The organism is Rhodanobacter sp. A1T4, from assembly GCF_014207185.1.
Lineage (GTDB): Bacteria > Pseudomonadota > Gammaproteobacteria > Xanthomonadales > Rhodanobacteraceae > Rhodanobacter.
The window spans coordinates 41,225-55,884 of the sequence record NZ_JACHCP010000005.1 but is presented as its reverse complement, the minus strand read 5'-3'; the positions used below and the strand labels follow the sequence as shown (position 1 = coordinate 55,884).

The following is a 14,660-nucleotide window of genomic DNA, read 5'->3' as shown; positions in this document are numbered from 1 at the left end:
TATGGACTTGATCAGCATCATCGGCACCATCCTGGCGTTCGCCGTACTCATCGTCGGCGCTATCCTCAAGGGTACCGACGTGTCGGCGCTGTGGAATCCGGCGGCCTTCACTATCGTTTTCGGCGGCACGATCGCCGCGATCATGCTGCACACCCAAGGTCGCGTACTCAAACGGGCCATGGGCATGCTGGGCATGGTCTACAAGCCGCCGTCGCTGCAGCCGGCAAACCTGATCAGCCGGGTAGTCGGTTGGAGCGAAATTTCCCGCCGGCAAGGTCTGCTCGGCCTCGAGCCGCAGATCGACGCCGAACCCGATCCGTTCATCAGAAAAGGTTTGCAGATGCTGGTGGATGGCAGCGAGCCGGAAGCCATTCGCAGCGTGCTGGAAGTCGAGCTGGAAACGCGCGAACACGCCGACCTGAATGCGGCGAGAGTCTATGAAAACGCGGGAGTCTATTCGCCCACGATGGGCATCATTGGTGCCGTGCTTGGCCTGATGGCCGTGATGCGCGACCTCACTGATCCAACCAAGCTCGGTCATGGCATTGCCGCGGCGTTCGTCGCCACGATTTACGGCATCAGTCTGGCCAACCTGCTGCTGCTGCCGATCGGCTCGCGCCTGAAGGCCTTGATCAACAAACAGACTCAGGTACGCGAGATTGTCATCGAGGGACTGGTGTCGATCGCGCAGGGCGATAACCCACGCCAGATAGAAAGCAAGCTGCAGGGCTACCTCGTATGAGACGCAAAAAACACGAAGAACACGTCAACACCGAAGCCTGGGTGATTCCGTATGCGGATCTGCTCACCCTGCTGCTTGCGTTGTTCGTGGTGCTGTACGCCATGTCGAGCGTCAACACGACCAAATACCGGGCGCTGGCACAGTCGATTTCCGAAGCATTCAATGGCTCGCGGCAGGTGATCCGGCCCATACAGCCGAACAATCCGCTGTCGAGTGTGTCGATGCCCGCATCGGTACCGTCGCCCACGCCCAGTGCACCGCTGGCGCGCATGCTGCTGCCGATACCGGCGCATCCGATGATGATTCCGATCAAGGAGCGGGCGCCGGCGGGGCAAGACAAATCCAGCAGCGAACAGCAGGATCTGGAACGCATCCGCAATCAAGTCGAGCGCGCGTTGCAGCCGCTGATCGACAAGAACATGGTGGTCGTCAGGCGCACCACCAACTGGCTTGAAATCGAAATTCGCACCGACATCCTGTTTCCCAGCGGAGTTGCCGCGCTATCGCCGTCGGCCAACCAGGTGCTGACCAATCTGGGCGAGATCCTTGCGCCTTTCGCCAATCCGTTGCGGGTCGAAGGTTATACCGACGACGTGCCGATCAATACGGCGCTGTATCCGTCCAACTGGGAATTGTCCGCTGCGCGTGCGGCGAGCGTGGCGCGGCTGTTTGCCGATCATGGTGTTGATCCGGATCGACTCGGCATCGTCGGCTGGGGTCAGTACCACCCATCGGCCGACAACGTCAGTCAGGACGGACGCAACCGCAATCGCCGCGTCCTGGTGGTCGTATTGAGCAATCGTGCCGCACCGACGCGCTTCTACAACAACAGCGATCAGATCAATCACACGGCTGACGCCGATCCGAATGTTCCGGATGGCCGATCATCGATTCCCGAGGCAACCTCACCACCGTCGACCTCGCCGTTGCCCACTGCCGTCGTGGCGAAAGCCGCGGCCCGGCCGGTTGAGCCGGTCGTCGTGGCCGGCCCGATCACGGCGCTGCCGCAGGCGACGATCGACGCGAGCGGACCGACCATGGCGACGGCGCCGCATCTGATCATGCCGGACGCAAAGGACTGACGCGTGGAGATCTGGGCCATCGCCAATCAGAAGGGCGGGGTGGGCAAGACCACCACGACCGCTGCGCTGGGCGCCTTGCTCGCCGAGGAGGGCATGCGCGTGCTGCTGGTGGATCTGGATCCGCATGCATCGTTAAGCGGCTATTTCTCGCTGGAAGACCTCAGCGGCATGGGTAGTGTGTATGAGCTGTTCCGCGAACATAATCCGCCCACGATCGCCAGTCTTGCCCGTAACACCGGGCATCGGGGCTTGTGGCTGTTGCCGGCGGCGGCACCGATGGCGACGCTGGATCGCCAGCTGGCCACGCGAAAGGGCACCGGGCGCATTCTCGCCAATGCCTTGACCATGCTGGACAATGTATACGACTACGTTCTGCTCGATTGTCCGCCCACGCTCGGCCTCTTGATGATCAACGCACTGGCGGCGGCGCAGCGGCTGTTGATGCCTACGCAAACCGAGACACTCGCCCTGGATGGACTCGAGCGCATGCAGCGCAGCATGCAGATGATCGAGCGTTCGATGGGACGCGTACTGCCGCACTGGATCGTGCCTACCATGTACGACGCCGGCACGCTGAACAACCGGATTTCCCTGATGACCCTGCGGGAACGCTACGGACATGCGGTGACCCGGCAAGTAATTGCTGCGGACCCGCAGATCTGCGAAGCGGCCGAGCATGGCCAGCCGCTGACGTGCTGGCCGGCTGCCCAGCAAAGCACCGACAGCTATCGCGCCCTGCTGCGCGAACTGCTCGCTGCTGGACGTCAGGTCAACGAGGTGTCGGCATGAATGGCGATACGTTACCCGCCTTCCAGGCCGTCGACGATTATCTGGACGACCTGCTGAGTGATGTATCGATGCCTTCGCCCGTCGCCACGACGGAAGAAGATGAGTCATGGCCGCCGCGATCGAGCGGTTATCTCATGTGCACGGCTGCCAACGTACTCGTGGCCATACCGATGAGTCAGGTCGCGGACATCCTGCTGGCGCCGCCAGATCACGGCGATGAGTTGCATGCAGACGATGGCAGCACGGGCCGACGTGTGCGCGTAGTCGACCTCAGTCGTATTCTCGCGGACGATCTGCACGAGCCGGCTGCCAACATGCTGGTCGTGTTCAGTGGCTGGCGCTGGGCCGTGGCTTGTCGCAGTACGGAGGAAGAGACCTCGCGCATCGCCAGTGCTGATATCGACTGGCGCGTAGCACGCTCTGAGCGTGCCAGCCGGCCGTGGCTCGGAGGTATGTACAAGAGTGGCCGCTGCGTGGTGCTTGATGTCGTTGCACTTCTGGATATGCTGGATCGAGATCACCGGGGTAACGCAAGCGCATGAATCATCTTTCCCACGCCGACGTGATCGCGCGGCAGCCTTGGCTGGGCTTCCATCTGGATGGGCAGCACTACGCTGCGCCGTTGAGCCACGTCAGTGAAGTCATTCACGATCATGCGCCAACGCCTGTCCCCGGTGCGGCGGACGATCTGTTGGGCATCTGCCAGCTGCGCGGCAATATCGTGCCCGTGATTGACGGCCGGCGTCGCCTCGGCCTGCGTACGATACCCTTGGACGATACCGAGGCCGTGCGCATCGTGGTGTTTGCGCATGAAGGTCATCGGGTCGGTTTCAGAGTGGATGCGGTCGGCGACATCCTGCGACCGGAGGCTGGTGCGATCGAGGCGCCGCCGCCCACGCGGTCGTGGCATATCGACGATCCGGTGCAGGCCGTACTCGCCTGGCAAGGTGGCTTCGTCGCGCTGCTCGATGTGGTGCGACTGTGTCGGCTTGCCCCGGAGTCGCAACGTGTGGCTTGAAGTAGGGTTGTCGATTGTGCTGTTGCTGTTGCAAGCCGGTGCTTTTGCTTTGCTCTGGTGTCAGGGGCAACGCTTGCGGCGCGACCTCATCACTCAGGCCAATACCGGCGGTGGCGTACCCGCTTTATTGATGACGAGCACGCTCAACAAGATCGAGCAGCGGTTGGATGCTTTGGACGAACGCCTGCGAGGGCTGGATGAGCAGAGCCGCCGTACCGCCGGCCCGTTACCACTTCCTGCCGCACCGGCATCCGGTGTACATGCTCACTCTCCAGCAATGCACAACTACGAACTGGCCCAGCAGTTGGCCCGTGAAGGGTGTGAGCTGCAGGTTTTGATGGAACGCTGCGGCCTGTCGCGCAACGAAGCGGAACTGGTCCAACGGCTTCATGCGGGCCGCAGCTGACGGTTGACGGTAACGTCAGCTGAGTCGCCATGCATATCACGCCAAGTGCAGCAGCTCAGCTTTCGGTCGAGGCCGCATAGACACTGGCGAGTACCGCGGCGGCCGCATTGTAGAGTAGCGGCGGCACGTCCTTGCTCATGCGCAGCGAGGTCAGCAGGGCGGCAATCTGTGCATCGTGATGTAGCGACAAACCCAGCGCACGGGCGCGCCCGAGCAGCGCTTCGAGTTCGTCCGGATTGAGGCTTGGTGGCGTCGGTTGGGCATCGGTGCCGCCGGACAAGCGGAGCACCACTTTGCGTTGCGGTGGCGGCAGCAGCGGCTGGCTCATGCGGTGGCCTTGAGAAACACGGCACTGCGACTGGCGCCTGCCTGCGGCAGACCGGTCTGGCAGCTCAACTGGTCCAGACTCAGGCCGCTGGCGGCAAGCCGCGAACGCAGGTCGTCGAACTGCTGCTCCAGTCGTGCGGAGCTCTCGCGTTGCTGGGCCCATAGCCGAACGGACAGGTGCAGGCCGCGCAACACGAGTTCGCCCTGGACAGGTCCCAGTGATGGCAGATCGAGTGCGAAGCCAAGCGTCCAGTGCTGGTCCTGCTCGTCATCCTTGTTGTGCTGTTCGAGCCGTACCTGAAGTACATCGGCACCTTGCTGCCCCTGTACCGGAATCTCGATCATCCAGGCGGGAACCTTGCTGGCCTCCAGCTGTGCCACTTCCAGCCGGGCCAGTGCGGCTTGTACATCGGAGCGCAAACGCGGCAGGAAGCTGGCTGCCTCGCTGCTCTCGGCCAGCTCAAGCGGCAAGGCCAGCCGTCCTTGCGGAGTCATTCCACGCGACTGCAGTGGTGGTGCGATGTTGATGTCGTTGCCATCGCGCAATGATGGCTGGCCGTCCAACGCGGTGAGCAGACGCAGCAGCGCACCTTTCCAGTCGTCCTGGCCGATGCTTGCATCATCGCTACCCGGCTGGGCAAGCTGCGATTCCAGAAACAGACCGCTGCGTTCGATGGCCTGGCGCAGTCCATCACCGGTCGCCAATTCTTCCGGATTGCTCATGCTGTGTTCGAGCAAGGCCAGCGCGTTACGTACATAGGCGGGAAGCTGGCGCAAGACCGGCCATTGCGCCAGCGCCGTGACCGTGGCCAGCAACGGGGCGTAGCCGTTTTGTTGCGGCAGTCGTTCGCGCATGGCCTGATTGACGCTGGTGTCGGTGGTGACCTGTGCACCGATGATCTCCAGTAGTGGCTGCGGACCCAGGCTGAGCACGCGCACCTGGAATTGCGACGGTAGCTGGGTGCCGGGCGCTTCGGCTTCCACCGTCAGCGCACCGATCTGTATGACGAGCAGGCCTTGGTCGGTCAAACCAAGCGGCCGCGCGGACAGCACGCTGCCGATCCGCCAACCTTCGGCGCTGGCACCGGCAGCAGCACCAAGCCAGGTCAGTGCGGCAACGCTAGTTGGTTGGATGATCACGCGCGGCTCCTCCGCCAGTGATCGCGTCAAGTCTCTATCTCCCCGCGATCGTCAAGAAATATCGACCGATTGAGCAAGAACTTGAGGCCTCACGCAAGCGAAGCGTACAGACCGGCCTAAAGCTGTCGCCGTGCTGGCCGATAAGTCCCATGAGAGACAGATTCGGCGAGGTTGGACGTATGGGTGGCGGCAGCAAAAATGGGGCAGCAGGCAAGGGCGCGACGACGATCAGACTGCCTGCCGATTGCCGCATGACCGAACTGCCGGCACTGCGGGAGCAGTGTCTGGCGACGTCATCGAGCACGCTGGATGCGACTGCCGTAGAGCGCGTCGATACGGCTGCGCTGCAATTGCTGGTGGCATTTCATCGTGACGCCCTGACGCGTGGCGGAAAGATTACCTGGACTGGTGTGAGCACACCGCTGCGTGAGGCGGCGGAACGGCTTGGTCTGATACAGGCGTTGGCATTGCCGGCAGCGATGCCGGCCTGAACTTGAGGATGGACGATGGCAAAGATTCTTGCAGTAGACGATTCGGCTTCGATGCGCGGCATGGTGGCATTTACCTTGCGCGGTGCCGGGCATGAGGTGAGCGAAGCGGAGAACGGGCAGCTCGCGTTGGATACGGCGCGCGGCGCGCGCTTCGATCTGGTGCTGGCCGACGTCAACATGCCGGTGATGGATGGCCTCAGCATGGTCCGGGAATTGCGCGTGCTGCCCGAGTACAAGGGCGTGCCGATCCTGATGCTGACGACCGAATCAAACACCGAAAAGAAAATGGAAGGCAAGGCCGCTGGCGCCACCGGTTGGCTGGTCAAGCCCTTCGATCCAGAGCAGTTGCTGGCGACAGTTCGCCGCGTTCTCGGTTAAGCAGGAACATCCATGAGTACGGTCAGCCTGGCTCAGTTCCACCAAGTCTTTTTCGAAGAAAGCCTGGAAGGCCTGGATGCCATGGAAGCCGCGCTGCTCGCGCTGGACCAGGGCGACGGCGACGCGGAATTGATACATCGGATTTTTCGCGCCGCCCATTCGATCAAGGGTGGTGCGGCAACCTTCGGCTTTCCGGAGATGGCGGCTTTCACCCATGAGGCCGAATCGCTGCTCGACGAATTGCGCGACGGGCGCCGTGCGATCGATGGACCAATCATCGAGCTGCTGTTGCGCACGGTGGATTGTCTGCGTGGCATGTTCGATCGCGCCCAGGCCGGGCAGCCGCTGGCCGACTCGGAAAGTGAAAATCTTCGTCAACAATTGGCGGCGGCAGTCGGCCGCACCATCGTTGCGACTGCGGGGCAAACCATCACCGGGCCACTGGCCACGAACGGATGGATCATCCAATTTCGACCGCACCTTGGCATGCTGGCTGGTGGCAATGACCCATTGCGTCTGCTGCGCGAACTGGCCGAACTGGGCACGCTGTCCGTCGAGGCACAGCTCGATCGCGTGCCCACACTGGCCGTGCTCGATCCTGCCGAATGTCATCTGGGCTGGCGCATTGAATTGGCTGGTACGGTTACCCGGGATGCCATCACGTCGGTCTTCGAATGGGTCGAGGGCGAATGTGACCTCAGCATCGAACCCGTGAGCGTCGTGGCGAGTCCGATCGAGCAGGGTTCGGCAGTCGGTACGCTGGACAAGGGCATAGACGCTGCGCCCGCGCCGATCATGCAGAACATCGCGCCGAAAAATGCCGCGGCTGGCAGCAATGATGCCGGTTCGGTTCGTGTCGGCATCGACAAGATCGACAGCTTGATCGATCTTGTCGGAGAGCTGGTGATCACCCAGGCGATGCTCGATCAGTTTCGGGAGGACTTCGATCCGACACGACTGGCACTGCTTCAGCAAGGCCTGGCGCAACTGGCCCGGCACACGCGCACGCTACAGGAAAGCGTGATGGGCATTCGCATGTTGCCGATCGGCTCGGTCTTCAACCGCTTCCCGCGACTGGTGCGCGATCTGAGCCAGAAACTGGGCAAGCAAGTGAAGCTGGAGATGGTCGGCGAGAACACCGAGCTGGACAAGACCGTGCTCGAAAAAATCGGCGACCCGCTGGTGCATCTGGTGCGCAACGCCATCGATCATGGTCTGGAAACCCCGGAAAAGCGTCGCGCGGCGGGCAAGCAGGAAAGCGGTACGTTACGACTGGAGGCGTTCCATCGTGGTGGTTCGATCGTGGTGGAAATCGTCGATGACGGTGCCGGCCTCAACCGTGAGGCCATCGTGGCCAAGGCTGTGCAGAAGGGCCTGATTCCGACCGGTGAGAATCTTTCCAACGATGCCGTCAACGAGCTGATTTTCCAGCCGGGCTTTTCCACGGCAGCGACCACGACTGACCTGTCGGGACGCGGCGTGGGCATGGACGTGGTACGCCGTAACGTCGTGGATCTGGGCGGCAACGTCGCCATCACGAGTCATCCCGGTCGTGGCACGACCTTCACCATCACGTTGCCGCTGACGCTTGCAATTATTGACGGTTTGAGTGCGGCGGTCGGCAACGAGTGCTACATCGTGCCGTTGGTGTCGATCGTCGAGTCGGTTCAACTGCGTGCCGATGCGGTGCGCAGCGTGATTGGTGGCGGCGAATTGTTCCGCTTTCGCGACGCCTATCTGCCGATCGTGCGCCTGCATGAGCAGTTCGGTTGTGTCGGCGCAAGACAGCACATCGAGGACGGTCTGGTGATTGTGGTCGAAGCCGACACCGGTCGGGTGGGCCTGTTCATCGACGAACTCATTGGTCAGCAGCAGGCCGTGGTCAAGTCACTGGAGGCGAACTATCGCCGCGTCGAAGGTATTTCGGGCGCGACGGTCCTGGCGGATGGTTCCGTGGCGTTGATCATCGATGTCGCAGGACTGGTACGCATGCAATCCCGCCGTAGAGCGGCGTAATACGCGCTGGCGTACAGCTCGCCGCTCAAGCCTGCCCCGTGCTGGCCGATACGCTACCTAGCGCCTGACCTTCGTTATCTGGAATGCCCATGAGTCAGTCATTTTCCGACGTCAATGCCACAACGCAGTACCTCACCGTCAACCTCGCCCAGGAGGAATACGGTATCGACATCCTGGCCGTACGCGAAATCCGTGGCTGGACGCCGGTGACACGTATCCCGCAAGCACCGCATTACGTGCTCGGCGTACTGAATCTGCGCGGCGCGATCGTGCCGGTGTTGGACCTGCGGCTGCGCTTCGGCCTGAGCCGCGAGGACTACAACGCCACCACAGTGACGGTAGTCGTCACGGTCGCCGGCCGATTGTTCGGCATCGTCGTGGATGCGGTATCCGATGTCCTCGACGTCGAAAACAGTCATCTGCGTCCAGTACCTGACATGGGTACCGCGGTGGACACCGAATACTTGAAGGGACTGACCTCGATCGGCGAGCGGATGGTCTTGCTTCTCGACGCGGACAAATTATTGCAGCCGCAAGATGCGCAGATACTGGATACCGCGCTGAACGCGGTTGGTGATGTAAAGGCAGTGGCCTGACAGGAATGAAGATGAAAATGCCCTCGTTCAAATTGAAGTTTTCTTCGCTCGGCCTCCGCGCTCGCCTGTTTGGGCTAGTCGGCATGCTCGGCGTGATGTTGCTGGCAGGCGCAGCGATCGGCCTGGTATCGATGGCCCGCCAGAACGAAGGTACGCGCCAGATCTACGAAGGTGAGATGGCGCCGGCGCAGATGGTCGGCAATATCCGCACCGACTCGCTGAAGGCATTCATCGTGCTCGGCGAGGCCGCGACCATGGTCGGCAAAGCGGATCAGGTCAAGCAGAAGCTCACGGAATACACGCGTTATCAGAACGAACTGCTCGATCTGAAAAAGCAGTTCTCGGCGCTGCCGATGAGTCCGGCGGTCGCGGCGGCGTTTAAAGACTACGCTTCGACCGATAAAGACTACGAGCAGGCCAAGGACGATGTGCTCGATGCGCTGAAGCAGAACGACACCTCGGTGGCCGACCTGCTACAGATGGAGGTGCGCCCGCTACTGATGCAGCGGCAGGAGGCGCTGGGCAAGCTGGGCGACGCACAGCGTATCGAAGCTGCAGACATTTTCCATGCGCAGGTGACCAGCTACGAGCGTATTCGGATGGTCACGATATTCGCTCTGGTGATCGGCCTGCTGTTCGCCTTGTTGCGCTCCGCCGTGCTGGTTCGCTCTATCGTCAATGCGTTGAACTACGCGATCAAACTTGCCGACGAAATAGCGGAAGGCAAGCTCGGGCATGACATTCAGGTACGCGGCACCGACGAGCTCTCGCGCCTGCTGGCCGCCCTGCGAGCCATGGACAAGCGACTGGTGGATATCGTCAGCGACGTCCGTCACGGCTCTGACGAAGTCAGCACGGCTGCGCAACAGATCGCCCGCGGCAACGACGATCTGAGCCAGCGCACACAGGAACAGGCTTCGAGCCTTGAGGAAACCGCTTCGTCGATGGAGGAAATGACCTCGACCGTGAAGCAGAATGCGGAAAATGCCAGTCACGCCAACCAGTTGGCCCGCGGTGCCCGCGAACAGGCCGAGCGTGGCGGTGAAGTGGTGTCGCAGGCGGTCACCGCGATGCGCGAGATCAACAGTTCCAGCCGCAAGATTTCCGACATCGTGAGCCTGATCGATGAGATCGCGTTCCAGACCAACCTGCTCGCGCTCAATGCAGCGGTGGAAGCAGCACGCGCCGGCGAACAGGGCCGTGGCTTCGCCGTGGTTGCCACCGAGGTGCGCCATCTGGCCCAGCGCAGCGCTGGTGCGGCCAAGGAGATCAAGTTGCTGATCAACGATAGCGCCGACAAGGTCAAGGCGGGCTCGGAGCTGGTCGATCAGTCTGGCAAGGCACTCTCCGAAATCGTCGACAGTGTGAAGAAAGTGACTGACATCGTCGCCGAGATCGCCGCGGCCAGTCAGGAACAGTCGGCTGGTATCGACCAGGTCAACAACGCCGTGTCGCAGATGGACGAAATGACCCAGCAGAACGCTGCACTGGTGGAGGAGGCCTCGGCCGCTGCGCGTGCCATGCATGAGCAGGCAAGTGAGCTGACGCGTCAGGTCGGGTTCTTCCGGGTGGCTGGTGACACCGCCGTGGCCGTCGTTACCCCGCGTGCGAAGAACAGCGTGGCGGAGATCGAAGCCCAGGCGGTGTTTGCCGCCGTACGCAAGACTGCGCCCAGAGTCGTGAGTCACCGTGCAATGGAAACCGCTGACAGCGGAGCGTGGAAGGAATTCTGACGCCATGTCTGCACCTACGATGCTCGACGATGCCAGCGTGACGTCGACCGCAGTCAATGGTTTCACGCTTGGCGACAGCGACTTCGCGTTTCTGTGCAGTTTCGTCTACAAGCACTGCGGCATCGTGTTGGGGGAGCACAAGCGTCAGCTGGTACAGGGACGGTTGGCCCGGCGGCTTCGCGCGCTCAAACTGTCTGGCTTCGATGCGTATGTCGAGTTGCTGCGCTGCGATCCGCAGAGCGAGCTGGGCGAGTTGGCCAGCGCGATCAGCACGAACGTCACCTCGTTCTTTCGCGAGATGCATCACTACGATCTGCTGATCGACGAGTTGTTGCCGCGCTGGCTGGAGGCCAAGCGCAACGGCGGCAGGTTGCGCATCTGGTCGGCTGGCTGCTCCACCGGGGAAGAGCCCTATGCGCTGGCGATGGTGCTGGCGGAAGCTCTGGAGCGCAGCGGCAGCCGTGTCGATGCGCGCATCCTGGCCACCGATCTTTCGCCGCAGGCGCTCGATTTCGCGCGTCGTGGCGAATATCCGCTGGACCGTCTGGGTGGCGTCAGTGAAGCGCGTCGCAGTCGCTGGTTTCTTCGCGGCGAAGGTGCTTACGAAGGCCTTGCCCGCATCCATCCGCGTTTACGCGAACTGGTCAGCATCCAGCCGCTCAACCTGCTGCATGGATGGCCGATGCGCGGTCCGTTTGATGCGATTTTCTGCCGCAATGTGGTGATCTATTTCGACAAGCCGACCAAGCACAAATTATTCGAGCGTTACGCCGATCTGCTCGATCAGGGCGGCTATCTTTTCCTCGGTCATTCCGAGTCGATGTATGGGCTCAGCGACGCGTTCGACCTGGTCGGTCGGACCGTCTACCGGAAGCATGCGGCATGAATGCCTTTGCGTCTGGGCTGGCAGCACTGGCAGCCGTACCGGCGGTGATCCCCGGCTTTGAACACATGCGCCGGTTCTGGGATCCCGGCCACGGCTGCATGACGGTCAAGGTCTTGCCCGGCGAGTTCTACGTGAGTGCGCAGGAAGAAATGATTTCCACCGTACTCGGATCGTGTATTTCGGCCTGCGTCCGCGACCGGCAGCGGCAGATCGGCGGGATGAATCATTTCATGCTGCCGGAGCCGTTGGGTGATCGCGACAGCTGGTCATCGGCGGTTGGGCGCGCAGCGCGCTACGGCAATGACGCCATGGAGCAATTGATCAACGCCATCCTCAAGGCTGGCGGACGCCGGGAGGATCTGGGGGTGAAGGTCTTCGGCGGCGGTCGTGTGTTGGCGCAGATGACCGATGTGGGACAACGCAATATCGCTTTCATCAAGCGCTACCTTGCCGCAGAAGGTCTGGAGTTGCTGGCCGCCGATGTTGGCGATATCTATCCGCGCCAGGTGCAGTTCTTTCCGGCCAGCGGACGGGTGCGTGTACGACAGCTGCGTGCGGTGCGCGACGTGGCGGTGACCGATCGCGAACAACATTACCTCAAGCGTTTGGCAAATGATCCGATAAAGGGTGAGGTGGAATTGTTTTAGCTGGAATTCGGCGGGCAAGCGGCAGGTGCCGATGGCGAATCAACGATGTTTGCGTGTTCCTCTGGCGCAGTTTCCATCCATACAAGACGAGAACAGTAGCAATGGAAAAAGTGCGCGTCCTGGTAATCGACGACTCCGCTCTGGTGAGGAAGTTGCTGTCGGCCATGCTCGATTCCGATCCCGGCATCGAGGTGGTTGGCGTGGCTGCTGATCCGCTGATTGCGCGTGACAAGATCAAGCTGCTCAATCCCGATGTGCTCACGCTCGACGTGGAAATGCCGCGCATGGACGGGCTGACCTTTCTGGAAAACCTCATGCGCTTGCGGCCGATGCCGGTCGTGATGGTTTCTTCGCTGACCGAACGTGGTGCCGAGGTCACGTTGCGCGCGCTGGAACTGGGCGCAGTGGACTTTTTCACCAAGCCTTCGAGCGACCTGGCCAACAGTTTTGCCGAAAGCGCCCAGGACATCTGCGCCAAGGTGAAGTTGGCCGCTCTCTCGAAGCCGCGCGCATATACCGCGGTGCAGAAACTGGACGTGCCGCCCCGGCTTTCGGCCGATGCCGTGTTGCCGCGCATGCCGTCGCCGGGAACCCGTGGCAGTGGCAGGATCATCGCCATCGGCGCATCCACGGGTGGCACCGAAGCGATCCGTGTGCTGCTCGCGGCGATGCCGCCCGATGCACCGCCTATCGTCATCACGCAGCATATTCCGGCGGCCTTCAGTGGTCCGTTTGCCGCGCGCGTGGATCACTGTTCCGCGATGCGCGTATGCGAAGCGCGCGATGGTCAGCCGATCCAGCCAGGTCATGCGTACATCGCGCCGGGTAGCCAGCATCTGTTGGTGATGTGGGACGGTGCCAAACACGTTTGCCGGCTGCATGACGGTCCACAGGTCAATCGCCACAAGCCCAGCGTCGACGTGCTGTTCCGCTCCATGGCGGCGAATGTCGGTGCGTCGACGGTTGCCGTGTTGCTGACGGGCATGGGCGATGACGGTGCCCGCGGATTGCTCGAGTTGCGCGATGGCGGTGCACCCACGCTGGTGCAGGACGAGGCCACGTCGGTGGTGTGGGGCATGCCTGGCGCGGCCTGGAAGATGGGGGCGGCCGACGAAATGCTGCCTCTGGAACGTATTGCTGCGCGATTGCTCGCGCTGGCTCAACAACCCATCGCCGGCGCGCTGCGCGTCGTCTCCTGAAGCATCGGAATTCCTCATGTCAGTGCCTAGCGCAAAGTCCGTTCCACGTCCTGTCGTCGGCATTGCTGCCAGCGCGGTGGCGTTCCTTCTGTGCCTGTTCTGGCATCCGCTATGGCTGGCGCCGTCGCTGACAATCGCTATCGGCGTGCTGTGGTTCAACGAATACCGGCAACTTGCCAGCGTGACCGCCATGCCAGAAGCCGCGCCTGCGGTCGACAGTACGCCGGTACGAGAGGCGCTCGAAGATGTGCGGGGTGCCTTGGTCGACGAGTTGGGCCATGCTTCGCGCGAACTGCATCAGGCACTCGATCTGCTGCGCGATGCGGTGTCCGAGCTTGGTGGCGGATTCGACGGCCTGTCGCACAAGACCGGCCTGCAGCAGTCGCTGCTCAAACAGATCATCGATGTCCAGAATGGCGGCGTTTCGGTGCAGGATTTCGCCGCGCGTACCAGTGATCTGCTGGAACATTTCGTCGGGCTGATCGTGCAGCTGTCGCGCGAAAGCCTGCGCATTGTCTATCGCATCGACGGCATGTCGAAGGAAATGGACGCGGTGTTCGCGCTGCTTAAGAACGTCAACACCATCGCTGAGGAAACCAACCTGCTGGCCCTGAATGCTGCCATCGAGGCGGCGCGTGCCGGCGAGGCTGGTCGTGGCTTCGCGGTGGTCGCGGGTGAAATCCGCAACCTGGCCAGCAACTCCAATCAATTCAACGAACAGATTGGCAGCCATGTCGAGCGTGCCCGGACGGCGATGGATCAGGTGCGCGGCTTGATTGGCGCGCTCGCTTCGCAGGATCTCAATGTTGCGTTGTCGGCCAAGGGTGGCATCGACGCCATGATGGCGCATGTCACCGAGAGCGATGCGCGCACCAATGCCGTGGCCGACCAGGTGGTGGAGATCAATCGCGGCCTGAGCAACGACGTATCCACCACGATCCGCTCGCTGCAGTTCGAGGATATTCTCAGCCAGCTGCTCAACCAGACCCGCACGCGCCTGGTCGAACTGCAGGGGGTCGCCGCTGAAACCACCCGCGACATCGAAGAGATTGCATGCGGTCCGATCGACGCCGGTGCACTGGAAGAGCGGGCGCAAAGGGTGCGTACCCGACTGGCCCTGCAGCGCGAAAAAGCGCGCTTGCGTTCACGTGGCCCTGCCCTGCAGAGCACGATGGATGCCGGCGAAATCGAACTGTTCTGAAGGAAGGCA

Annotated in this window: 17 protein-coding genes; 15 read left to right on the top strand and 2 right to left on the bottom strand. The window is 62.0% G+C overall.

From position 1 onward, the window contains the following. The first annotated feature begins 1 nt into the window (after window position 1). The 6 genes from HDE80_RS11210 to HDE80_RS11185 are packed head-to-tail and all read left to right on the top strand — an operon-like array spanning window position 2 to window position 4,037. On the top strand, window positions 2-742 hold the full coding sequence (locus HDE80_RS11210; RefSeq protein WP_184670878.1) for a flagellar motor protein: 741 nt from the start codon (window positions 2-4) through the stop codon (window positions 740-742). After that, window positions 739-1,824, top strand: a complete 1,086-nt coding sequence (gene motD / locus HDE80_RS11205; RefSeq protein WP_184670876.1) for a flagellar motor protein MotD — start codon at window positions 739-741, stop codon at window positions 1,822-1,824. Before HDE80_RS11210 ends, motD begins: the two co-directional genes overlap by 4 nt. A gap of 3 nt (window positions 1,825-1,827) precedes the next feature. After that, entirely contained in the window at window positions 1,828-2,613 is a 786-nt protein-coding gene (locus HDE80_RS11200; protein WP_184670874.1) for a ParA family protein, read from the top strand. After that, window positions 2,610-3,155 carry a hypothetical protein gene (locus HDE80_RS11195; protein ID WP_184670872.1) on the top strand — a complete coding sequence of 182 codons (546 nt, stop codon included), beginning with the start codon at window positions 2,610-2,612 and terminating at the stop codon, window positions 3,153-3,155. Before HDE80_RS11200 ends, HDE80_RS11195 begins: the two co-directional genes overlap by 4 nt. After that, complete coding sequence (locus tag HDE80_RS11190) at window positions 3,152-3,631, top strand: chemotaxis protein CheW (RefSeq protein ID WP_184670870.1); 480 nt, start codon at window positions 3,152-3,154, stop codon at window positions 3,629-3,631. The genes HDE80_RS11195 and HDE80_RS11190 overlap by 4 nt, the downstream gene beginning before the upstream one ends. 16 nt (window positions 3,632-3,647) lie before the next feature. Further along, a complete protein-coding gene (locus HDE80_RS11185) occupies window positions 3,648-4,037 on the top strand; it encodes a DUF2802 domain-containing protein (RefSeq protein ID WP_345776446.1) in 390 nt (129 codons plus the stop codon). 55 nt (window positions 4,038-4,092) lie between these two features. Here the strand turns inward: HDE80_RS11185 and HDE80_RS11180 are convergent, their stop codons facing one another. Together HDE80_RS11180 and HDE80_RS11175 are read right to left on the bottom strand one after the other, a co-directional pair. After that, window positions 4,093-4,365 carry a flagellar biosynthesis protein gene (locus HDE80_RS11180; RefSeq protein ID WP_184670867.1) on the bottom strand — a complete coding sequence of 91 codons (273 nt, stop codon included), beginning with the start codon at window positions 4,363-4,365 and terminating at the stop codon, window positions 4,093-4,095. After that, the gene (locus HDE80_RS11175) at window positions 4,362-5,504 is read right to left on the bottom strand and encodes a flagellar hook-length control protein FliK (RefSeq protein ID WP_184670865.1); all 1,143 of its coding nucleotides are present in this window, start codon (window positions 5,502-5,504) and stop codon (window positions 4,362-4,364) included. Before HDE80_RS11175 ends, HDE80_RS11180 begins: the two co-directional genes overlap by 4 nt. Window positions 5,505-5,653: 149 nt before the next feature. Between HDE80_RS11175 and HDE80_RS11170 the strand changes: the two genes are divergently transcribed. From HDE80_RS11170 to HDE80_RS11130, 9 genes are all read left to right on the top strand, one after another. After that, window positions 5,654-5,995 (top strand): STAS domain-containing protein, encoded by a 342-nt coding sequence (locus tag HDE80_RS11170; RefSeq protein ID WP_255483706.1) that lies wholly within the window; start codon window positions 5,654-5,656, stop codon window positions 5,993-5,995. Between the two features lie 15 nt (window positions 5,996-6,010). Then, window positions 6,011-6,373: a response regulator gene (locus tag HDE80_RS11165; protein ID WP_184600195.1), complete on the top strand. Its 363-nt coding sequence runs from the start codon at window positions 6,011-6,013 to the stop codon at window positions 6,371-6,373. A gap of 12 nt (window positions 6,374-6,385) precedes the next feature. After that, on the top strand, window positions 6,386-8,389 hold the full coding sequence (locus HDE80_RS11160) for a chemotaxis protein CheA (RefSeq protein WP_184670863.1): 2,004 nt from the start codon (window positions 6,386-6,388) through the stop codon (window positions 8,387-8,389). Between the two features lie 89 nt (window positions 8,390-8,478). After that, window positions 8,479-8,985 (top strand): chemotaxis protein CheW, encoded by a 507-nt coding sequence (locus HDE80_RS11155; protein WP_221437537.1) that lies wholly within the window; start codon window positions 8,479-8,481, stop codon window positions 8,983-8,985. An 11-nt stretch (window positions 8,986-8,996) separates the two neighbouring features. After that, window positions 8,997-10,718, top strand: a complete 1,722-nt coding sequence (locus HDE80_RS11150; RefSeq protein ID WP_184670861.1) for a methyl-accepting chemotaxis protein — start codon at window positions 8,997-8,999, stop codon at window positions 10,716-10,718. A gap of 4 nt (window positions 10,719-10,722) precedes the next feature. Further along, window positions 10,723-11,604 (top strand): protein-glutamate O-methyltransferase CheR, encoded by an 882-nt coding sequence (locus tag HDE80_RS11145; protein WP_184670859.1) that lies wholly within the window; start codon window positions 10,723-10,725, stop codon window positions 11,602-11,604. Next, window positions 11,601-12,251, top strand: a complete 651-nt coding sequence (gene cheD, locus HDE80_RS11140) for a chemoreceptor glutamine deamidase CheD (protein ID WP_221437536.1) — start codon at window positions 11,601-11,603, stop codon at window positions 12,249-12,251. Before HDE80_RS11145 ends, cheD begins: the two co-directional genes overlap by 4 nt. A 101-nt stretch (window positions 12,252-12,352) precedes the next feature. Next, window positions 12,353-13,450 (top strand): chemotaxis response regulator protein-glutamate methylesterase, encoded by a 1,098-nt coding sequence (locus HDE80_RS11135; RefSeq protein ID WP_184670857.1) that lies wholly within the window; start codon window positions 12,353-12,355, stop codon window positions 13,448-13,450. 16 nt (window positions 13,451-13,466) lie between these two features. Further along, on the top strand, window positions 13,467-14,651 hold the full coding sequence (locus HDE80_RS11130; protein WP_184670855.1) for a methyl-accepting chemotaxis protein: 1,185 nt from the start codon (window positions 13,467-13,469) through the stop codon (window positions 14,649-14,651). Window positions 14,652-14,660: the final 9 nt, after the last annotated feature.